Here is a 21,669-nt window from a genome sequence, read left to right on the forward strand (position 1 = left end):
CTGAAAATAGCCTTAAGAGGTGGAAAATTTAGTTTTCCAATGACTTTAGCGATTAAACTTTTCCAATTATTAAAACACAGATTCAATCTTGAACTCATGACACTATCAGAAAAAATTGATCAATACATCGAAAAGACCGGTGACTGGAGAGGCGAAATGACAAAGGGATCCGGCAGATTGTGGATGAAGTTGAGCCCGGTATTGTAGAAGAATGGAAGTGGAATTCCCCGGTCTTTACGCACCACGGGATGGTTTGCAGCCCAGGAGCGTTCAAGAACCATGTAGGGCTGACATTCTTTTAGGGTGCTCAATTTGAGAATCCGAACGGTTTGTTTAACAGCGGCCTGGATTCAAAAAATGCATGTTCCATCAATTTCAAAAAGGGCGACCCGCTCAATGAACCCGGATTAAGGGAACTTGTCAGAACTGCTTTTGCATACAATGCCTCTAAAAGTTAGCTGGCAATAATGCATTTTGGAAATTTAGCCTGTGGCAGGGCCGCATTTTCATTTGTCGGAATCCTTTCCGGAATCCTGCACCTTCTTTTTCATATCCAATATTTGATGCCCCATCTTATCCCGCTTGGTTTGCAGGTATATTTCGTTGTGCTCATTAGGATCTATTTCCACCGGCACACGCTCCACGATCTCAAGGCCGTAGCCTAAAATTCCTGCGCGTTTTGATGGATTGTTGGTGAGGAGCCTCATCTTCTTTATGCCGAGATCTCGGAGTATTTGGGCGCCCACGCCATAATCGCGCTGGTCCATTTTAAATCCGAGATGAAGGTTGGCCTCCACAGTGTCCATTCCCTGTTCCTGAAGTTGGTACGCGCGCAGTTTATTTACCAGCCCGATTCCCCGGCCCTCCTGATTCATATACAGCACTACGCCTTTTCCTTCCTGCTGAACCATCTGCATGGCATGATGCAATTGTGGCCCGCAGTCGCAGCGGAAAGAGCCGAAAATATCGCCTGTAACGCAGGAGGAATGCACACGGACCAATACAGGTTCTTCTTCATCCCATGTTCCTTTTATCAGGGCCAGGTGTACTTCTCCGGTGGTCGTTTGGCGGTAGGCGCGCAAAAGGAAATCGCCATACTCTGTAGGCATATTTACCTCGATCACCCGCTCTATCAGGGTTTCCGTCTTCAACCGGTAGTTGATCAGATCTTTGATGGAAATAATCTTGAGCTTATGCTTTTTGGCCATTTTAAGAAGCTGGGGAAGCCGCGCCATAGAGCCGTCATCATTCATAATTTCCACGATGAGCCCGGCAGGTTCAAAGCCTGCGAGCCTTGCCAGATCAATGGCAGCTTCGGTGTGGCCGGTGCGTCTAAGTACGCCTCCTTCCTTAGCTTTTAATGGGAAAATATGCCCCGGCCGCGCAAAATCGCTTCCCTTAATTTCGGGGTCTACCAGCGCCTTCACCGTCTTAGCCCGGTCAGAAACGGAGATGCCCGTGGTCGTTCCGTGTCCTTTCAGATCAATGGAAACGGTAAAAGGGGTTTCGTGCAGTGCAGTATTGTCGCTCACCATGAGGTCAAGATTAAGCTCTTCGCAGCGGCTCTCAACCAGAGGCGCGCAAATGAGGCCCCGGGCTTCCTTAGCCATAAAATTGATTAGCTCAGGGGTGGCATTCCGGGCGGCTGTAACCAGGTCACCCTCGTTTTCGCGGTCTTCATCATCCACCACAATCACCATCTTCCCTGCCTTTATATCCTCAATGGCATCAGGAATAGAATTAAATTGATTACTGGTTTCGTTGGGTGGGTTTCCAGATGTTTGATTCGACTCCATAGATAAATCTTAAAAAGCCTGTTAACAAGGCTAAATTCATTAAATAGAAATGGGAAATGAAACGGAGCAGCACCAGATGCAGGCCCAATTTCCTGAAAAGAAGGTCCAGGACAGGAATGGCAATGAGCACAAGCTGAACAATGAACGCCAGTCGATAGAACTGGTTTTGGCCGGAGAGCATTCCACTTCCGAGCAAGGCAACAAGAATAAAGAACGGCCCCAGCCAGCGTAGAACTTTATGTGAAAAAAAGGAAAAGCTCAATCCTGTAAAGGGCGGCCAGAGCAATCCCGCAAAGCGTCCCAGGTTCTGAAAATTGCCGATTGAAATGCGCACCTTTCTCCTGAATTCCTCTGAGATTTTATTGGAAACATCTTCAAAACAAACCGCTTCCAGTTCATTTACTGCTTTGCCTCCATCTTCCAGTGCGTGCATAGTGATGTAAAAATCGTCCATGAAAAAGCGGGGAGGAACGGGATGGTAGTGGCTCCTCCGAATGGAATAGCATCCGCCAAAAGCTCCGATCATAGTTCCCCATAAAATGCCTTCATAATATTTCATCCGGTTTTCCGTAGCCAGATATGCTTTCTCCTGAAATGAAATACCATCCTTTTTAAATTCAGCATTTAAAATATTTCCACCCACCAGAGTTATTTCTTTTTCCTTGTAATGTTTTGTGAGATGAAAAATGGTTTCTTCTTCAAAAAATACATTGGCATCTGTCAATATGAATACTTCGTTTTTGGCCCGTTTTGACAGTTCATTGATAATGCCGGCCTTGCCTGTTCGTCCCGGAAAATTGACAAGTTGCAAATGCGGGAATTCCTTTTCGCACTCTCTTATGATGGCGTTGGTCGCATCGGTTGAGGCATCCGAACCGATCAGCATTTCTATTTTATGATGCGGGTATGAAGTGCGGAAAGTGCTGCGGATCTTCTCTGCTATCACTTTCTCTTCGTTATAGGCTGCCAGCAGTATTGAAACGGTGGGAAGTGCCGGATCACTCTCTGAAAAAACAGCATGGCCAAACTGTTTGCTACGGCCCAGCACCCACAGCACTACCGGATAAAAAAAGTAGGAATGAAGCAGGCATGCAACGCTGAACCAGAAAAGAATCTCCCAAATCATCCAATTAGCGATTCATATTTTGCCAATAAATCTTTCACAATCTGGCGGTTAGTATATTTCTGTTCAATCAATCCAATGGCATTTTGACCCAACTTCAGCAGGCTCTCCCGGTTTTCCACCAGATAGCTGATGTGCTTTATAAACTCATCCTTGCTGTCAGCAATGAGAATGTCCTGGCTTGGCCTATATTCAATTCCTTCAGCACCTACTGTAGTAGAGACTATTGCCTTTCCCAGCGCCATGCCTTCCAGCACTTTTAGCCGCACTCCGCTACCTGAAAGCAAAGGTACTATCATTATGGCTTTGCTATTCATGAAGGCCGCTGCATCATCCACCTCGCCTGCCACTATTACATTCTCCAGATCCGTTTGCTTAACCCATTCCGGGATGTGCCTTCCAGCGATATGGAAGCTGAGCTCCGGAAATTTGCGGGAAACTTCCGGCCATACCTCCTGCAGAAACCACCGCACGGCCTGCTGGTTGGGCAGCCAGTCCAGGGCGCCAAGATGAAAAAGCGATGGAAATTCCATTTTGCTGAAATCCGCCCGGAACTTATCAGGGTCTACTCCTGCCGGTACTGTGATGTGTTTCACTTTGCTGCCCATCTCCCTGAGCATTTTGTCGTCCACCTCCGAGATCGGAAGCAGTGCATCAAATTCATTCAGCTTTTGCTCCTCATATTTCCGTAGTCTGCGGGCCAGCAACCGAAGGTATTGTTTCTTCAGACCCGGCTTTTCGGTTTCGGCCATCCGTTGCCATATTATATGCTCCACATTGTGTGCCCGCATTACCAGCAAAGCGTCAGAATGTTCCCGAACCGTATTTGCATACATGCTCATGAAAAGCCCGTCCACATGCACTACATCGAATTGCTTTTGCTTTAAAATCCCGGTTAAAGCCTCCCGGTAAGCCGCATCATCGAATCGAACGATATTATAGGATGATGTTGAGAAAATATTCAGAAAGGCATCCAGTGGTTTTATGCGGGTATCCACATCCACAGTTTGAATGTCGGCCAGCGTTGCAAATTCCGGTGGGAAAAAAGCCGGGGCGATATAATGCTTAGGTGTGTTGATCGCCAGCATGGATACTTCACAGCCAAGCGCATGATAGCTTTTGGTGAAATTGTACATGCCAATGGCCCCACCATCTTTTGGCGGCCAGGGAACACGGTTACACAGTTGAAGGATTCGCACAATATATTATATCCTGATTTTTTCGGAGAAATCCGGCAAAGTTCACCGGTTATTTATTCCTGTAGATCTGCGGACATTTTTCTGCCAGGTAATAAATAAAAAGCAATGTCAGGCCGTTTTTTTCTTTCTGAATATGTTAAGGCTACGGAAAAAGTGAAGATAGGTTTCTTTCGTAAAAATGATCGAATCTTTATTTGCCTTATAAGTAAGAAATACGCCTACGGGGAAAATGATAAAAACAGGCATCCACATGCCTATGAACGGAGATACGATCAGTTGCTTTGCAAATTTCTCGAAGGTGATGGAGATCACGTAGAAGAGAATGAAAATGAGCACTGAGACTACGGATGGCATTCCGATGCCACCCTTCCGGATTATCGCTCCGAGGGGAGCACCTACAAAGAAGAGCACAATGCACGCAAAGCTGAGGATGAACTTGCGATGGTACTCTATGCGATACCGGATGATCTGCCGGTTGTAGTGCTCTATATCCAGGCTGTGGGTTTCCATTATCCCCCGTACGGTCCTGGCAAAATTGATGGCGCGGTTGGTGGTGGCCCGGTCAGGATTTGCAAATACGCCCGCAAAAAAGGCTGAATCCATCACCACCGGCTCCTTCGATGCTACCTCTGCCCTCTGCGCCTCCTCCTCAACATGGCGCATTTTCCTGAGTGAATCCTGCCGTCTGGCAACTTTTCTGAGTCTCTCCGGTCCCAATTTCAACAATCCTCCCCCGCGTTCCGCAGGATCTTCCGGCAGCGCTTCCTGCTGTGGCTCAGCCTCCTCTTTTGCAAGGTTTTGCTGCCTCACCTGTAGTTTTCTTTCCTCTATGGATGGCCTTCGGTCTGAGGTATCTTTTAATGGAAAGAAATACGGTTTCACATATTCCTTTACCCGCTTCCGTTTGTTCTGCTCCACTATGCCTGTGGAATCGCGGTAGTGTTTCAATTGTTTCAGATTCAGCATTTGATAATTGTCCCGAAACAGGTCTTCATTAGTTCGGGTAAGCGTAAAAGCTGACAGGTCAAACCGCATTTCATAATTGCTGAACTTAATGCGGTTATGCGGGTAGCTGATGTTGCGCCTGTCTTTTTCCAGCATCTCTTCGTAGCGGATGCCATCTCTCAGGAAAACCACGAGCCAGCGTTTATCTTCCGTAGTCCACATTACTCCTTCCCTGGCAAGGGTCACCTCCACATTGCCCCTGCGGCTGGTGTGATTATATACCATCACCTGCTCAATGGTTTTTCCGTCCTCATGCTTTTTTCCTACCCGGATGCTGTACCCTTCAATTCCACTGTAGAATATTCCCGGTTTTATGTCGAGGGCCGGTTTCTGTTGCCGCACGTCCCAAAGCAGCGAGGCAAACTTCAGGTTGCTTGTAGGAATAATGTTATTGCTGAAATAGAGCGCCAGCGCAGCGATGATGAGAATAATTCCCATAAGCGGCTGCATGATGCGCTGCAATGAAACGCCCGCAGATTTAAAAGCCGCCAGCTCATAATTTTCTGCAAGCGTACCAAACGTCATAATGGAGGAAAGCAACACGGCCAGCGGCAGCGCCATAGGCACAAGACTGGCCGAGGCATAGAAAAGCAATTCCGCTATAATGTACCATTCCAGTCCTTTGCCCACCAGGTCGTCCACATACTTCCAGAGGAACTGCATGAGGAGGATAAAAAGGCAAATAAAGAAAGTGGCCACGAACGGGCCGGCAAAGGAGAGGGCTATGAGTTTGTAGAGCTTCTTCATTTAATGCCGGTGCAAAGCCATTATTTATGCCAAGTAAAAGCATGCAGACACATAGGCTCGAAGGCAAAAAGGGCCACGAAGAAAAAATTTGTGAAACTTTGTGTCCTTGTACCTAAGTGTTTAAGACAGGTGCAAAATTCGGGATTTCATTAAACTAAGCACAACCATAATGCAGGACTGGACAAAGGATGAATTACAACTGATGAACGATCATGAGATCATGCTGGCCAAGCGCAGGATCATCAAAAAGGTTCGGCTGCTCTTTGCAGCTTTCCGGGAGCGGTTACATCCCGAACTTGAAGGAAGTCCTCTGCTGCGGCAGATAGCGGCTGATGGCGGAAAAATCTCACACGGGGAGAATTACAAGGGCCTTCCTTTCGTCATCCTCGATTTCCCGGCAGCGCTTTCGGGGGAGGATGTTTTTACCTTCCGCACCATGTTTTGGTGGGGCAGGTATTATAGCTTCAACCTGCTGGCGCGTGGCAAATATTTAGAGCACGTTGCAGAGTGGATTCAATCCCGGCAGGAGGCGCTGGCGCAGGAGGGTTTTTACATCGCCACAGGAAATGACCTTTGGGAGAATGAGATTGCAGGGGAGCATTATCAGCAACTAACCCAGGATTTTGAAATTAAAAAACTGATAGCAAGGCAAAATTTCATTCGGTTAAATAAACCTGTTTCCCTCAATACTTCTCAAAATCTGTTTCTGCCAGACGCACTCCAGATTTTCCATGCGTTGTTTTTGTAATTATTTCCTTGCCTTTTCCCCAATTCCTCTAAGGATGACAAGTTTATAGAAAATTAAAAATCTCTATATCGGCCACTACGAAATATTCAATGTTTTAGGAAAAAGGGTAAGTGCAGGTAATTATGAAAATGAGATTAACGTTGCAGCATTAACACCCGGAATATTCGTTTTAAAAATTACCAGGGATGGCACTGCATATTTTGGCAGGTTCATCCAAGCAATAGAAAAACGACCGGAGCAATATAGCCGTACAAACGGCCGTCAAAGCGTTCCAAACCCTCAGACGGCTACCATGCAAAAAGCCGCCTCCGAAACTTCGGAAAGCGGCTTCTGAATTTTCTGCCTCAAAACATTATGGATTGGAATCCATAAACTCTTTTATTGCAACAAAATATTTGTTATTATTCGAAGAAAAAGTATTCTCACTGTCAGCCGCCTCAGCTATGTAAACCTCCACCATCTTTTTCTGTAATTTCTGCAGATCCTTGGCCATGTCAGGTCCCACTATTTTATCATTCTCCCCGACAATAATAAGCACGCCCTTCAGCAATCTTGGAAGTTCCTTGGTTTCAAGTGCATATTTCGGCTCATAATTTTTATTGAAAACAGGCGGGATCATCACGTTCATTTCCTTTTCTTCCTGCAATTTATTTTTCATGTATTCCAGGGTAGGGTAAGGACTATCACCTATGAGGTATTGGGTTTCACGCCTATCCATGCCTACGCCTATGCTCAGCCCGCCACCAATGCCAACTCCATAAAGGGAAAAGTGCAGGGTCATATTTCTCTTGGCATAATCGCAAACGGCATTCAGATCATCAGCAAACTGCGGGTAGATATACAACTTGTTCACAATCTTGAAATCGCTGCTCTTGCCGTAACCCCGGTAGTCGTAAGTGAGTACTCCATAGCCCAGCGACTGGAACTGCGCCACGATATCCAGATTGTCAGCCATGTTTCCATTGCCATCATCACTGATGATCATCAGGTTCGTAGAGCGGTCAGGAGGCGGGAAGTACCAGGCCATCAACTCGGCTCCGTTGGTGGAAGGGATCTTATGTTCTTCATACTTCAACCCAAACATATCAGGTGTAAATTCATACTCCTTTTTTGGATCAAGAGCGGAAGCCGGGCGAGCCGTGAATAGAAGGCTGAGCGTAAACAGAAAGAAAATATACTTCATCAGTGTCATTTTTTGAATTTAAATAATAGTTAGCAAAAATAGGTACCGGCAATCTCAGGTCAAAATAATTACTTCAACATTCCCTTCAAGGTAAGGCTCACTCTGAAAGTTGCCGGGGAATGTCAGAAGGCAACCTAGCCAGCATTTCATAATTGAGGGGATTTTCTGCCTGGTTAAATGACGCGAACTTTATTAGCCCGCATGCATCACGGCCTGCCAGGATCACCTCGTCTCCCCGCTGCACTCCGGGAATGTGGGTTACGTCTGCCATCATCATGTTCATGTTCACGATGCCGGCTATCCGGGCACGCTCCCCCCTGATGCCAACTTCACCCAGGTTGCTGAGGGCGCGGGAATATCCATAGCTGTAGCCCACAGGAATGGCCGCCATTACGGAATCGCGCGTGGCAACGAAGTGCTTGCCATACCCCAGGCTTTCTCCCTTTTTCAGGTGCTTCAGGCTCATTACCCCGGTTTTCCAGGTAAGCACCGGCTCAAGGCTCTCTTCAGTAATATGCTTGTTTGTCAAATTGTAGTCTGCCCAAGTTTCCTGGCTGGGCCAGTAGCCATAGATCAGTACGCCCAGACGTACCAAATCCAGTTGTGTTTCCGGAAAAATAAGCGTGGCGGCAGAACAGGCCGTATGCCTGATTTCCGGCTCTAATCCATGACCCTTCAGAAAAGCCAGATGCCGCTCATAACGGCCAATTTGCGCTTTCACCCGATCATAATTCGAAGAATGCTCGGCCCCGGCATAGTGCGTGGAAACGCCTGCCAAATGCAGGTGCTGCCGGCCTTCTTTCAGCATTGGCAGAAGTTCTTGCAGCTCTTCGGCAGTCAAACCCGTACGGTTCATTCCGGTTTCAACTTCGATATGGATCCGGGCGGGTTTCCCTGATTCCTTCGCAGCAGCAATAATCGCAGCCAGCCTTTCCCGGTCATAAATAAAGCATTCGATCTCATTCGCCACCGCCCAGGGCAACTCCTCATCGGCAATGTAACCCATGATCATGATGGTTCCGGGCTGCCTCCGGACTTTGAGTACGCGCCATGCTTCACCTGCACTGAATACCGAGAAATGATTCACACCGCAGGTTTCAGCAAGCGGAACGAACGTTTCAATTCCATGTCCATAGGCATTGCCTTTCACCACAGCGGAGATGCGGGTTTCCGGGCCTAATACCTGTTTACGCAGAAAATCCACGTTGTTGCGCAGAGCGCTTGCACTTAATATAATTCGGGAGGTAGAAAACATTATGAGATTATTCTTCCTGGTGTTGCTGCACGAGGCTGGCATAAATGGCCACGCCTTTTTCGATCAATTCATCCGGAAAATCGTAATCCGTGCTGTGGAGCTGCGGATGATCTTCTCCGGCTCCAAGTGTAAACATGGCTCCGTGATATGCGCTCAGCAACTGGCCAAAATCATCTGACCACCGGTAAGGCGCATCCTTTTCCTTATGCGCCATATTATTGGCTTTTGCAGCTTTTATCACCTGTTCGATGGCATCCTCAGAATTCACGGTTGAGGTAAATGCTTCATGCCAGCTTATCCTGTGAGAAAGATTATGCTTTTGAACTATCTCCGCGAGTTTCTCCTGCGCCACTCCCTTCAGCCTGTTCAGGTCGTCCTGCTTGTGTGCTCTGAGGGTGAGCCGCAATTCACCGTACCCGGGAGAGATACCAAAAGAAATTTCACCTACCGAAAGCTGAACAATCGTACCCAGCACAAAATCCTCAAAATTGTACCATTGATCCATATTTTTCACTTCCTGAATGATCTCGGCAATGGCATAGGCCGGATTTCTACCTTCCTCGGGGTGGCCCGCATGAGAGGTTTGCCCCATCAGTTTTATGACCATCCCTTCAGATGCTGATGCGAAATTTCCCTTTCTTACGCCCACTTCGCCCAGCGGAGCGCCCGGCATATTATGAATGGCATACACGATGTCAGGTTGAATTTCGAGGAATCGCTCATCTTTCAGGAGCCAGCCGGCACCCTCCCCGGTTTCTTCAGCAGGTTGAAAGAGCAGGATCACCTTTCCGCGTTTTGGTGGATTTTCATGGAGATGCTGCGCGAGGCCGGCAAGCATCGCCATGTGTCCATCATGCCCGCATTTATGTCCCTTCCCTTCATTCTGCGATATATAAGTTACATCCAGCTTATCCTCTACCAGCAAACCGTCAAGTTCGCTACGAAACATCAGCACCGGACCTTCCTGCTGGCTGTCATATTCCACCGCAAAACCAGTCTGACCCAGGTGGTGCAGAATCCGGTCAGGATGGCACTGCCGCAGAAATTCAAGCAGAATTCCGGCTGTTTCCCGTTCCTCCCCGGCTATTTCCGGATGCGCATGTAAATTCCTTCTCAGGTAAATCAGATCATTCATTATCATTCTTCTCGTCTTTTGCTGGTTTCAAAGAAAACAAATATGCCGTGAAGAATCCGTGAAATCTGATAGTTACCTCTGACGCAGCCAGATCATTTCCAGGATGGATCATGCTCTTTCGCTATGTTCTGCAGGAGTTTCCTTTTGTATGTAATTCGGACACCTGTCTTTAGAGCAGGAAGAAAGGCCTGCCATACATCCGGTTATTATCAGTATTGCTACTAACTTTTTCATCATTTTCCAATTTTAAGTAATAACACCTACGTATAAACAGTGTTCAAAGAAATTCCATTTCATTTTGCCGGTTGTCTTAACCCTTTCTCATTTTTTGCTGTTATCAAAGAAACCAAGTCAAATTCCCTTATGTCAATTTTCCAGGGTTCAGGGGATGCTGCGTATCAACGCAAGCTTAGCCACCTGAAGAATCTTATCGCCATTGCCTTTGCTGACAGGGAGTTGAAACCTAACGAGATAGAATTTCTTCACCAGGTTTCTTCACGGCTGAACATTTCACAAGAGGATGTGGAACGGATCATTGAGGAACCTTCATCTGTAGAATTTCATCCACCAAAAAAAGAGCGTGAAAGGTTTCTGAGGTTGTATGCGCTCATCGCCATGATGCTGGCAGATAATGATATGGATCTCAGGGAGATCGAACACTGCCGGCAGCTTGCGATAAAATTAGGATACAAAGAAGATGAAGCCAGTGAGTTGATCACCACTATCAGTAATGCTATACTCACCGGCACCAGCGTAGATAAGCTTTATGATAAAGAAGACCGGAAAAAATTTTCTGAACATTAAAATCCAATAAAAGAACTTATCTTTAATGGAATGTTTAAATTAACTGTCTTAATTTATTTTTAGGGAATTTATTAAATACAAAAATCAAATTTTATAATTGCCTTATTTTCATTCTGCAAAATCTTAGTAACGCTATAAATTATGGCTGATTTTCCGCAAACCCAGGCCCACCTTCCTTAGCCTTTGCGCCTGATTCCTTCCTATTATCCAAAGGCTGAAATATTCTTGATTTTACCAAACCTAATTTTTGAAACAGATATTGGAAAGAAACCCCTATTACGCCAGCTCCATATTTTGAACTTCTCTGAAAATTTATGGAACTCGCTTCTTCAAAGTATTTGGTTGGGCAGGTAACCTCCGCAATTTCAAAACCGGCATAAAAAATTTGCGCGATCATTTGATTATCAAAAATAAAATCATTGGAATTAACCTCAAAATTAATTCGCTCAAGCACCTCTCTTGAAAACGCCCGGTAGCCAGTGTGATATTCAGAAAGCTTCTGGTTCATAAGCAGGTTTTGCGTAAGCGTGAGGAAACGGTTAGCCACATATTTATATAACGGCATTCCTCCCTTCAGCGCCCCATTGCCCAGAATTCGCGATCCAAACACGACCGGATAAAGGCCACTGCCGATAATGCTGGCCATAGCCGGTATAAGCTTTGGCGTGTATTGATAATCCGGGTGAAGCATGATTACAATATCAGCCCCGATCTCCAGGGCTTTGCGGTAGCAGCTTTTCTGATTGCCGCCATAGCCAAGATTTTGGCGGTGTGTAATAATGTGCTTAATCCCGATCTGTGCCGCAAGAGGCGTGGTGCGGTCGCTGCTGGCATCATCCACCAGGATCACGTCATCCACCAGGTCAAAGGGAATTTCCTGATAGGTTCGCTCCAGCGTTCTCTCGGCATTATATGCCGGCAGCACAACTACTACCTTTTTGCCTTTAAACATAAAAACCGGTTGGTGAGGCCGCAAATATAGCCTTGCGATAAATCATTCCGGATGGAACGGGACGAACATAAAGAGGAGAATGAATTCCGGTACTTCAGAAAGCGAAGGATTTATAACCCGCAGCCATCCGGGAATTGCCGGTTTATTTTTGCTTTAAATGTTAAATTTTAATTAAGACTATAATTTTAATTTAACAAATAAATTCTTCTCGTAAATATATTTTTGGCTCCGCTGGTATTTTAATGAAATAATAAAGGATGAGCAGGAACTAAAGACGCGTAATCCTCGTCTCATTTTCATTATTTTAAAATCTTAGTAACACGGCAATTAAAATCAATCCAACCCTATTTTTCTCGTGACTCAGCCGTCCGAGGGTTTGGAACACTCAGACGGCTAACTAACCCTTGCAAAAGGTGGGAGATCCTGTCCGGCAAATTCCTTCGCCAGCCACTTGAAATGCCCTGCCATTGCTATCATTGCCGCATTGTCAGTACAATATTCAAACGCAGGGATATACGTAGCCCATCCCTCCTCCGCTGCCAATTCATCAAGGCGCCTGCGCAGTTCGCTGTTGGCAGCAACTCCTCCTGCTATGGCAATGTGCCGGATCCCGGTTTCGGCTGCGGCCTTTCGCAATTTACTGAGCAAAAAATCCACAATCCGATGCTGGTAAGAAGCGCAAATGTCAGCCAGGTTATTTTTAATAAAATCCTCATCCTCCTTTATCCTGTCGCGAAGAAAGTAAAGCAACGAAGTTTTTAGGCCGCTGAAGCTGTAGTCAAGAGCCGGAATGGAGGGTTCTGTAAAGTGAAAGGCATATCTATTTCCCTCTCTGGCGAGTTTATCAATGAGGGGGCCTCCGGGATATGGCAGGTCCAGGACTTTGGCGGCTTTATCAAAAGCTTCACCGGCAGCGTCATCAATGGTTCGCCCTATGATTTGGTAATTCAGATGATCCTCCACGCGAATGATTTGAGTATGGCCACCTGAAACCAGCAAGCAGAGAAAAGGAAATGGCGGTACGGGTTCATCAATAAAATGCGCAATAAGGTGGGCGTGCAGGTGATTTACCTCAATGAGCGGGATTTCCAGACTCAGCGCCATCGCCTTGGCAAAGGAAACGCCCACGAGCAAAGATCCCATCAGGCCGGGACCTCGGGTAAAGGCGATCGAATCGAGATCAGCCACCGAAACACCGGCTTCCTCGAGTGCCATTTGCACCACCGGTACGATGTGGCGCTGGTGCGCACGCGAGGCCAGTTCCGGCACCACTCCGCCATATTGACGGTGGATAACCTGCCCTGCCACTACATTGGAGAGAATTTTGCCATTTCGGGACACTGCCGCGCCCGTGTCATCACACGATGATTCTATGGCCAGCAAGATGTTCATAGTTTTACAGATCTCTCTTATTCACTGATAAATGGGCAAAATTCCCAAAAAAATATGGAAGCTATTCAGAAACGCCATCGGTATTCTTGTGCTGTTGGTGTTTTTTGCCGTGGTGGGTACTGTCCTTTACCTGCGAACTGAAGAGGGACACCTGCGAGCAACACAGCAACTACTGGAGCAGCTTAGCAACCAGTTGGGAACCCGTGTGGAAGTAGGCGATCTGCGCTACCGGTTTCCAAATGATGTGGTGCTGAAGAACGGAGTGATCTACGACCAGCGTGGCAACCCGTTTATCGTTTTTGATCAACTTGAGGCTTCTCTTCGCCAATATGACTTCAGCGGCAGCAGGATATTTCTTGAAGATATTACCCTCCGCAATTTTGTTCTCAAAGGCTACCAATACCCGGACGATTCGCTTTATAACTTCACCTACCTGCTTCGCAACCTTACGCCAGATGCATCAGACACAACTACACGCAAACGCCCCACTATTTATTTCAAAAACATAAACCTCGTAAACGGCACATTTACAATTTGGGATGCAACCACCGCACGCGATACCACTGGTGCAGACTTCAACCATGTTTTCCTCCGCGATCTGAATATAAAAGTAGAGGAGATGGAAGTGGCCGGGCCCTGGGTTTCAATTGATGTAAATGAATTGCGTTTTCGTGATACATCCGGTTTCGTGCTGAATCACCTGGAAACGGATTTCTCCTATGAAGCCGGTGCCATTGAATTTATGAATTCAAGGATTGTGACTCCGGCCAGTGATATTACGACAAGCTTTGCCTTCCGGTATGACAGCATTGCGGGAATGGGGAATTTTAATCAGGATGCAGCCTATGATGGAGTGTTGAAAGAATCTGTAGTGACGTTGCGGGACATCGCTTATTTTGCTCCAAAATTGCCCCGCAGCAACGAACCCGTCAAAGTGAGCGCAACGGTGAAAGGCCCGTTGACAAATCTCAATATCTCAGATGCTGATATCTCTTTCGGGCAATACTCCTATCTATTAGGGAAAGTGGAATTAAACGGATTGCCTGCATTGGAAGAAACCTTCATAAACCTGAGGATCAGATCAGCGCAATCCAGCCATGCAGAACTGCAGGATTTGCTGCCGGGAATAGCCATACCCTTGGAATTGCAACGCTTCGGGAGGATTAGAACAACCGGCAGTTTCACCGGCTTTTACCAGGATTTCGTTTCTTATGCCACTTTTACAACTGACATTGGCACTATCAAAAGTGATATTAACCTGAAACTCACCAGGCACCAGTCAACCACAACTTATAACGGCAGCATTGCCCTGCAAAATTTCGACTTGGGTGCACTTACCCAACGGAAGGAACTTCTGGGAAAGACAAATCTGGAGGCAAGCCTGGAAGGACAAGGCATGAGCATCAACAGCATCAGAGCCAACCTTCAGTCTACCATCCGGAATATTGAGGTCAACAATTATAACTACCAGGACATCACCGTAAACGGGAACATTTCCAAAAAACTCTTTACCGGAAATTTGGAATTAAATGACCAAAATGCCGACCTGGATTTTTCCGGAACCATTGATTTTAACGAAAAACGGCCAAGATTCGATTTTACGGCCGATGTTGAGAATGTAGATCTCAGAGCACTGAAACTTACCAGCGATACTTTGCGTCTCAGTACAACGGTTACATTCAATTTTGTAGGCGATAAGATTGACAGCTTTGAGGGGAATATTATTGCGCAGGACCTTAACATCCGCACGGCCCGGGATTTTTTCCGGTTTAACGAATTGCACATCCGGTCAGAAGTCTACACCAACTACAAAGAGGTGGAAGTGAACAGTGATGTATTCGACCTCCAACTAAACGGCAATTATCAGTTTGCTTCCCTTCCTGCACTTGGGCAGAGCGTGTTCTTCAATTATTTTGATACCGTATTCTTTCAGCTTGATGAGCAGGATGTGGAAGGGCAGTTCGTGGATTTCAGGCTGAATGTGAAGAACTCAGGAGAGATGTTGAAAATCCTGAATCCCAGGCTCACCCTGCTGGACACGGCTTTGGTAACGGGAAATATAAATGGCTCAACCGGGAAAGTGGCTTTTAATGCCAATGTTGCAGGAATACGATTTGATGAATTCGTAGTCCGCGATATCAGCATCACCGGCCAGAGCCAGCGCAGTGTGCTGACCATTGAAGGGGGCGCAGAAAAAGCTTACCGCAACGACAGCCTGCTGATCACAGATTTCGCCTTCGGAGTGGATGCCAATGCTGACACCGCCATTTTCAAAGTGAATATAGCCGATGCCATGGGCGACAACCGACTGAACCTGAATGGATTTACAGCATTCGATGGAGATTCCGCTCGTTTGCATTTTCAGGATTCACGAATGATGGTGAACCGGCAGACATGGGATATACGCAGCCAGGTCATAGAACTTTCTAATGACAGTGTTATATACATCCCAAAGCTTGAGCTCAGCAATAATGGGCAGCGAATAGAAGTGAACGGTAACATTACAACGGATTTTCGGTATCCGCTGGATATCCAGCTATATGATATAGATCTGGCTACGGTTCATGATATTCTTCCAAAAGGGCTGGAAAACCTTGAAGGCACCGCAAGTGGCACAGCCACACTTTATGCACTGGACGGAGAGCCGGTATTAATTTCCGATATCCGCATCAACCCTTTGATCCTGGGAAAAGATACGGTGGGCATATTTCATTTTGCCAGCAATTTCAGGTCGAAATCTCGAAACCTTGAGATCCGGGGAAATGTAATAACGAAACGAGGGCTGCAGGTAGTAGACATTTCCGGGGCCGTTAACTTTTTTGAGGAGGAAAACCTGGCGATAAAAGTAAAACTGCAACAGACCCGCGTCAGCTTGTTTCAGGAATTTTTAAAAGGATTGGTGAGCAACATGGGCGGATTGCTTACGGCTGACCTGGATATCACCGGATCCTTCGAAGACCCTGTGTTTAAAGGGAATGCTATGCTCGACCGCGCATCATTTACCGTGGATTATTTAAAAACGCACTATCACTTTAGCCACGAACTTCAATTTGACAGGGAAAAAATAATCTTAAAGGACCTGCGCCTGTTGGATAAGAACAACAATGTGGCGGTAGTAAATGGTGAACTGATCTTCAATGAGATCAATAACATGGAAGTGGATCTTGCCATGTTTATTGATAATTTTCATGTATTAAATACAGGACCGGGAGACAATAACCTGTATTATGGAACCGGCTACGCCACAGGCAACGTGGATTTTGCCGGTCCGGTAAATAATATCAGGATGAACATGAACCTCCGCACTGAACGGAACACCGTATTCAACCTGCCTATCACTGAAGAAGAGAGCTTTTCCGGCCCCTCCTATATTCGCTTTCTGGAAGAAGAGCGCTATTTTACTGAAGAATATAATGTGGATGTTTCCGGGATTGTCATGGACTTCAGGCTGGACGTAACGGATGATGCGCTGATGAAGATCATCATTGATCCGAGAGTAGGGGATATTATTGAAAGCCGCGGAAACGGAAACATCCGGATGGAACTCACGCCCGCAGGCGATTTCAATATTTATGGAGATTACATTATCGCAGAAGGAGAATACCTGTTCACTTTTGTTGAAATAATTAACAAGCATTTTGTGCTTGAGCAGGGCGGCAGCATCCGCTGGGCGGGCGATCCTTACGGGGCGATGATCAACATGGATGCAGTGTATCAACTAAGGGCAAATCCAGGAGACCTGACGGGTGATCTGGGAAATGACCCCACCAATCCACTGAGTGCCTGCAATCAAAAAGTGCTGGTAAATGTGCTGCTCAACCTGAAGGGCGAGCTTTTCTCTCCGGAAATTGGAATGTCGCTCGAACTGCCGGAGGTACGCACAGAATCAGGCCTTAGCGACTGCGAATCCTTTTTGCGTTCCAGCGTAATGAACGATGAGGAAGAGCGGAACAAGCAGGTGTTCAGTTTGCTGGCGCTGAACCGGTTTGTGCCCGTAGGACAGGGAATAAGCGGCACATCAGCCCTGCGGACAGGCGTCAGCTCCAGCGTAGGTGAATTCCTGAGCAACCAACTCAGCTACATTGCTTCCTCTTTTTCCAACGTAGTACAGGTAGACTTCAGCTACGTAACCGGAGATCGCAGCCTCAATACAAATGATGAGGTGATCGTGAATGTTACCACCAATTTGCTGGACGACAGGTTAAGGGTGAATACTGCCTACAATACAGAAAACATCATTGAGAATATAGAAGTAAGCGGCAAGGTAACGCAGGAAGGCAATCTCCGCCTGAAGGTATTTCGGAAGGCTGACGAAAACCTGATCCTTAATAAGGATATTACTTCTTACGGCATCGGGGTGCTATTCCAAAAGCAGTTTAACACACTCAAAGAACTGTTCACTCGTGAGCGCAAAAAGGATCTTTAAAAGTGCATTCTTATTTTATAAATCATATTTCAATTAATGAGTGATTTCAAAAGGTCTCATTATTAATGATCTGGCATTTGAACAAAATTTTATACCCGCGTTTTTCTCCGGCAGTTCTTACGTTTTATCAATCTTTGCCTGCAATATTTTAATATAAATTCAATGGCTGAAAATAAAAAAGAGGGTTATACATCCATAAGCACCCTGGGCGAGTTCGGGCTGATTGAGAAGCTGACGGCCCATCTGAAAAAGTATAACGAATCCAGCAATACCGTGGCGGGAGATGATGGCGCGGTGATCAAATATGAGGGAGAAGAACATACCGTAATCTCCTCTGATATGTTTTTGGAAGGGGTGCATTTCGACTTGCTGTACACCCCGTTGCTGCACCTCGGCTATAAGTGCATTGTGGCCGCCATCAGCGACATTGTGGCGATGAATGCGAAACCCGGACAAGTGCTGGTAAATCTGGCCATCAGCAATAAATATTCGGTAGAGATGGTAGAAGAACTTTACAAAGGAATGGAAACGGCCTGCGCTAACTACAAAGTTGATGTGGTGGGCGGTGATACATCTTCATCCAGAACGGGAATGGTCCTTTCGATCACAGCGCTGGGTTCTGCACCGGCCAGTAAGATCGTTTACCGCACAGGAGCCAAAACAGGTGATATTGTTTGCGTAACCGGTGATCTTGGCGCGGCTTACCTCGGCCTCCAGTTGCTGGAGCGAGAAAAGCGTGTGCTGGCCGCTGATCCGCAAATGAAGCCGGAACTAACGGGATATGAATACCTCCTGCAGCGGCAACTGAAACCAGAGACCCGCGTAGACGTAATCCACCTCCTGGGAGAATTGAAACTGAAGCCAACAGCTATGATAGACATTAGTGACGGCCTGGCTTCTGACCTGCTCCACCTGTGCAACAAGAGCAATAAAGGCGTTAAAATTTATGAGGAAAATATTCCGGTAGATCCAATGGCCTATAATGCTGCAATGGATTTTAACCTGGATCCCACACTTTGTGCGCTGAATGGTGGCGAGGATTACGAACTGATTTTCACATTGCCCGCCTCTGAGAAGGAAAGTGTGGAGAATGATCCTGACATTACCGTAATTGGTGTGATCACAGACGCATCAGAAGGAAGCCGCCTGATAACCCGCTCAGGAGCGGCCCATCCGCTGCAGGCGCAGGGCTGGAACGCTTTTCCCGAAAGCGGAGGCGAAGCGTAAATGTGGTTATTGCAACACCGGTACTTCCTGTTCCTGCAACCATTTTTCGGCATCCGCCAATTGGTTGAAATATCTGACCGGGCACGAAGGCTTGTTAAGTACCATAAATAGCTGAACAATAATTTTTACGATGGCAGAATCCACCAGCGTAGCAGCCGCCATCATATCCTTTGTTACATAGTCAGAATTGAGATAATCCCTTGCTTCCTTGGTTATAGATTTTAAATTTCTTGCATCGAACAAAAGGAAATACCTCTCGCCAGCAGAAATACAGGATCGCAGTTCCACTGCCTGCTTTGCCAGTTCAATATCATAATCTACCCGGCTTTTAAATTCTCCATAAATCACATTTCCTTTTCGGTAAAATTTAAGCTTGTCTGTTTCCTGCCGGCATTCATTGTTCATTTTTCCGTGCTTTTGATTTAACACAAAATAACGAAGGAACTGAACCTAAAATACTGAAACATTTCCGGTTATTGTCCCAAAAGTATTTTATTGTTGAATATGTAAAAACTAAAGGAGACGATAAACAAGTAATCCGCCCAACTATATATTTTGCCTGTAATTATAATTCCTAAACCAATCTCCTTCACTTCTCTTTATTCTTAATGAATACTGAAATTATGGAGCAGGAAAAAAAATCACCGGCAAACCGGCTTATTGATGAAAGCAGCCCTTATCTGCTTCAACATGCCCGCAATCCGGTAGACTGGCGGCCCTGGGGAGATGAAGCTTTTTCCGTAGCTCAGGAGCAGGACATGCTGGTGCTCGTGAGCATTGGCTATTCTGCCTGCCATTGGTGCCACGTCATGGAGCGGGAAAGCTTTGAAAACCCCGAAATCGCTAAGTTGATGAACCGCGATTATATCTGCATCAAGGTAGACAGGGAAGAGCGTCCCGATGTAGACCAGGTTTACATGGATGCCGTCCAACTGATGACTGGCCGGGGTGGATGGCCGCTGAACATATTCGTATTGCCAGACAGGCGGCCTGTGTATGGCGGAACCTATTTCCCTCCACAGCAATGGGCCAGCGTACTGCAGCAATTGGCATCAGGCTTTAAAGAGAAAAGGCCAAAATACCTGGAATATGCTGAAAAGCTCGCAGCAGGCGTTCGCCAAATGCATATCGTGGAGCCGGCACAGTCATCAGGCAAAGCGGATACAAACAGAAGCCACAACATTTTCCTTTCGCTGCAAAAGCAGTTTGATACTGAGGAAGGCGGGATGCTTGGAGCACCGAAATTTCCGATGCCTGCAATCAGTGAATTCCTGCTTTGCTATTATTCCCGAACTGGAAATAAGGATGCGCTAAAGCATGTAGAACTTACCCTTGAAAAAATGGCGCGGGGCGGAATTTATGATCAGGTGGGCGGAGGCTTTGCGCGGTACAGCACAGACGCAGCCTGGAAAGTACCCCATTTCGAGAAAATGCTATATGACAACGGCCAACTGCTGAGCCTGTATGCGCACGCATTTCAAGCCACTCGCAATCCGCTGTTCCAAAGAGTGGTGCAGCAAACGGTTGATTTTACGGAACGGGGAATGACGGCTCCTGAAGGTGGATTCTATGCTGCCCTGGATGCTGACAGCGAAGGCGTGGAAGGGAAATTTTACCTCTGGCAAAAAGATGAACTCCAGGCAGTATTGGCCGAAGATGCAGAATGGGTGGCCGAGTGGTATGGCACCGGAAAGGAAGGCCGGTGGGAAGGAAGCAACATCCTGTTGGTAAAACAGGACGCTCACAAAATGGCGAAAAACCTGCAATGGCCGGAAGAGAAATTCTGGCAAAAATTGGCGGAGGCCAACGAAAAATTGCTGGAAGCACGCGAAAAGCGCATAAGACCCGGACTTGACGACAAGATCCTCACCGGATGGAATGCCCTGATGCTGACAGGGCTTCTGGATGCCTACCTTGCCTTTGGAGAACCGAAATACCTCCAACTTGCGCGCAACAACCTCGTATTCCTGGAGGAGCATGTATGGAAGGACGAGGTGCTTTACAGGAACTACAAGAATGGAAAAGCCACTATACCGGCCTTTCTGGAGGATTATGCACTGCTCATCCAGGCGCTGCTTCGCTATTACGCTGTAACCTTTGAGGCGCATTACCTGGAATTTGCGCAGGAGCTCACAGAAAAAGTGCTTTCCCGGTTTGCTGACAGAGCCTCTCCTTATTTCCTGTTCGCTCCCGCACGGCAGCAGGAACTCTTTGCCAATAAAGCCGAACTCAATGATAATGTTATTCCTTCTTCTAATTCGGTAATGGCTGAAAACCTGTTCCAGCTATCGTTAATATTTGATAATGAAAAATGGAATAGTATGGCAAAGGAAATGATGGCCGGATTGATGGAGCAAATGCAGCAAAACGGGCGATTCTTTGCCAACTGGGCGCGCCTCGCCACGCTAATGCATGAGCCGTTTTTCGAGATTGCCATTACAGGAGAACAAGCTGTTGAAATTCGTCTTAAATTAGAATCTCAATTTCTGCCGCAAAAATCAGTGATGGGAAGTACGAAGAAAAATGATGATATTCCCTTGCTTAAAGGAAAGTTTGCCGATGGCCAAACGTTGATCTATGTTTGCGTGGCAAAGACTTGCAACCAACCGGTCACAGAACCCGGTGAAGCGATTGAACAAATTAATTCGATTTTAAAAAATGCCAAATATTAAGCCTG

Annotated in this window: 16 protein-coding genes; 5 read left to right on the plus strand and 11 right to left on the minus strand. The window is 46.6% G+C overall.

Annotated elements, in window-relative coordinates; genetic code table 11:
- Positions 1–119: 119 nt before the first annotated feature.
- From WD077_12330 to WD077_12350, 5 genes are all read right to left on the minus strand, one after another.
- Positions 120–311, minus strand: coding sequence for a hypothetical protein (locus tag WD077_12330; protein MEX0968020.1), 192 nt, complete (start codon positions 309–311; stop codon positions 120–122).
- 195 nt (positions 312–506) lie between these two features.
- Positions 507–1,796 carry a bifunctional 3,4-dihydroxy-2-butanone-4-phosphate synthase/GTP cyclohydrolase II gene (locus WD077_12335; GenBank protein MEX0968021.1) on the minus strand — a complete coding sequence of 430 codons (1,290 nt, stop codon included), beginning with the start codon at positions 1,794–1,796 and terminating at the stop codon, positions 507–509.
- Positions 1,750–2,922: a glycosyltransferase gene (locus tag WD077_12340; GenBank protein MEX0968022.1), complete on the minus strand. Its 1,173-nt coding sequence runs from the start codon at positions 2,920–2,922 to the stop codon at positions 1,750–1,752. Before WD077_12340 ends, WD077_12335 begins: the two co-directional genes overlap by 47 nt.
- Positions 2,919–4,118, minus strand: a complete 1,200-nt coding sequence (locus WD077_12345) for a glycosyltransferase family 4 protein (GenBank protein MEX0968023.1) — start codon at positions 4,116–4,118, stop codon at positions 2,919–2,921. The genes WD077_12340 and WD077_12345 overlap by 4 nt, the downstream gene beginning before the upstream one ends.
- Before the next feature lie 108 nt (positions 4,119–4,226).
- Positions 4,227–5,870, minus strand: a complete 1,644-nt coding sequence (locus WD077_12350; GenBank protein MEX0968024.1) for an LptF/LptG family permease — start codon at positions 5,868–5,870, stop codon at positions 4,227–4,229.
- 169 nt (positions 5,871–6,039) lie between these two features.
- On the opposite strand from WD077_12350, the gene WD077_12355 reads away from it, so the two are divergent.
- On the plus strand, positions 6,040–6,618 hold the full coding sequence (locus WD077_12355; GenBank protein ID MEX0968025.1) for a hypothetical protein: 579 nt from the start codon (positions 6,040–6,042) through the stop codon (positions 6,616–6,618).
- A gap of 352 nt (positions 6,619–6,970) precedes the next feature.
- Here WD077_12355 and WD077_12360 read toward each other — a convergent pair whose 3' ends face one another.
- The 3 genes from WD077_12360 to WD077_12370 all read right to left on the minus strand — a co-directional run bounded on the left by WD077_12360 (position 6,971) and on the right by WD077_12370 (position 10,197).
- Positions 6,971–7,801, minus strand: a complete 831-nt coding sequence (locus WD077_12360) for an alpha/beta hydrolase (GenBank protein MEX0968026.1) — start codon at positions 7,799–7,801, stop codon at positions 6,971–6,973.
- A gap of 97 nt (positions 7,802–7,898) precedes the next feature.
- Complete coding sequence (gene alr, locus WD077_12365; GenBank protein MEX0968027.1) at positions 7,899–9,098, minus strand: alanine racemase; 1,200 nt, start codon at positions 9,096–9,098, stop codon at positions 7,899–7,901.
- Positions 9,064–10,197: an amidohydrolase gene (locus WD077_12370; protein MEX0968028.1), complete on the minus strand. Its 1,134-nt coding sequence runs from the start codon at positions 10,195–10,197 to the stop codon at positions 9,064–9,066. Before WD077_12370 ends, alr begins: the two co-directional genes overlap by 35 nt.
- 357 nt (positions 10,198–10,554) lie before the next feature.
- Between WD077_12370 and WD077_12375 the strand changes: the two genes are divergently transcribed.
- Positions 10,555–10,995, plus strand: coding sequence for a TerB family tellurite resistance protein (locus WD077_12375; GenBank protein MEX0968029.1), 441 nt, complete (start codon positions 10,555–10,557; stop codon positions 10,993–10,995).
- A gap of 139 nt (positions 10,996–11,134) precedes the next feature.
- On the opposite strand, the gene WD077_12380 is transcribed toward WD077_12375, so the two are convergent.
- Both WD077_12380 and tsaD read right to left on the minus strand, forming a co-directional pair.
- Complete coding sequence (locus WD077_12380; protein MEX0968030.1) at positions 11,135–11,947, minus strand: glycosyltransferase family 2 protein; 813 nt, start codon at positions 11,945–11,947, stop codon at positions 11,135–11,137.
- A gap of 393 nt (positions 11,948–12,340) precedes the next feature.
- Complete coding sequence (gene tsaD / locus WD077_12385; GenBank protein ID MEX0968031.1) at positions 12,341–13,339, minus strand: tRNA (adenosine(37)-N6)-threonylcarbamoyltransferase complex transferase subunit TsaD; 999 nt, start codon at positions 13,337–13,339, stop codon at positions 12,341–12,343.
- A 31-nt stretch (positions 13,340–13,370) separates the two neighbouring features.
- On the opposite strand from tsaD, the gene WD077_12390 reads away from it, so the two are divergent.
- Positions 13,371–17,765, plus strand: a complete 4,395-nt coding sequence (locus WD077_12390) for a translocation/assembly module TamB domain-containing protein (GenBank protein MEX0968032.1) — start codon at positions 13,371–13,373, stop codon at positions 17,763–17,765.
- A 162-nt stretch (positions 17,766–17,927) separates the two neighbouring features.
- Positions 17,928–18,992, plus strand: a complete 1,065-nt coding sequence (gene thiL / locus WD077_12395) for a thiamine-phosphate kinase (GenBank protein ID MEX0968033.1) — start codon at positions 17,928–17,930, stop codon at positions 18,990–18,992.
- Positions 18,993–18,998: 6 nt separating this feature from the next.
- Here the strand turns inward: thiL and WD077_12400 are convergent, their stop codons facing one another.
- Entirely contained in the window at positions 18,999–19,397 is a 399-nt protein-coding gene (locus WD077_12400; GenBank protein ID MEX0968034.1) for an STAS/SEC14 domain-containing protein, read from the minus strand.
- A gap of 203 nt (positions 19,398–19,600) precedes the next feature.
- On the opposite strand from WD077_12400, the gene WD077_12405 reads away from it, so the two are divergent.
- Positions 19,601–21,664 (plus strand): thioredoxin domain-containing protein, encoded by a 2,064-nt coding sequence (locus WD077_12405; protein MEX0968035.1) that lies wholly within the window; start codon positions 19,601–19,603, stop codon positions 21,662–21,664.
- The last annotated feature ends 5 nt before the right edge of the window (positions 21,665–21,669 follow it).

It is taken from the genome of Bacteroidia bacterium (assembly GCA_040880525.1).
Lineage (GTDB): Bacteria > Bacteroidota > Bacteroidia > CAILMK01 > JBBDIG01 > JBBDIG01.

Coding starts and splice junctions, on each gene's coding strand:
- WD077_12335 (MEX0968021.1), bottom strand. CDS start 1,796: ATGGAGTCGAATCAAACATCTGGAAACCCACCCAACGAAACCAGTAAT.
- WD077_12340 (MEX0968022.1), bottom strand. CDS start 2,922: ATGATTTGGGAGATTCTTTTCTGGTTCAGCGTTGCATGCCTGCTTCAT.
- WD077_12350 (MEX0968024.1), bottom strand. CDS start 5,870: ATGAAGAAGCTCTACAAACTCATAGCCCTCTCCTTTGCCGGCCCGTTC.
- WD077_12355 (MEX0968025.1), top strand. CDS start 6,040: ATGCAGGACTGGACAAAGGATGAATTACAACTGATGAACGATCATGAG.
- WD077_12360 (MEX0968026.1), bottom strand. CDS start 7,801: ATGAAGTATATTTTCTTTCTGTTTACGCTCAGCCTTCTATTCACGGCT.
- alr (MEX0968027.1), bottom strand. CDS start 9,098: ATGCCAGCCTCGTGCAGCAACACCAGGAAGAATAATCTCATAATGTTT.
- WD077_12370 (MEX0968028.1), bottom strand. CDS start 10,197: ATGATAATGAATGATCTGATTTACCTGAGAAGGAATTTACATGCGCAT.
- WD077_12375 (MEX0968029.1), top strand. CDS start 10,555: ATGTCAATTTTCCAGGGTTCAGGGGATGCTGCGTATCAACGCAAGCTT.
- WD077_12380 (MEX0968030.1), bottom strand. CDS start 11,947: ATGTTTAAAGGCAAAAAGGTAGTAGTTGTGCTGCCGGCATATAATGCC.
- tsaD (MEX0968031.1), bottom strand. CDS start 13,339: ATGAACATCTTGCTGGCCATAGAATCATCGTGTGATGACACGGGCGCG.
- WD077_12390 (MEX0968032.1), top strand. CDS start 13,371: ATGGGCAAAATTCCCAAAAAAATATGGAAGCTATTCAGAAACGCCATC.
- thiL (MEX0968033.1), top strand. CDS start 17,928: ATGGCTGAAAATAAAAAAGAGGGTTATACATCCATAAGCACCCTGGGC.
- WD077_12400 (MEX0968034.1), bottom strand. CDS start 19,397: ATGAACAATGAATGCCGGCAGGAAACAGACAAGCTTAAATTTTACCGA.
- WD077_12405 (MEX0968035.1), top strand. CDS start 19,601: ATGAATACTGAAATTATGGAGCAGGAAAAAAAATCACCGGCAAACCGG.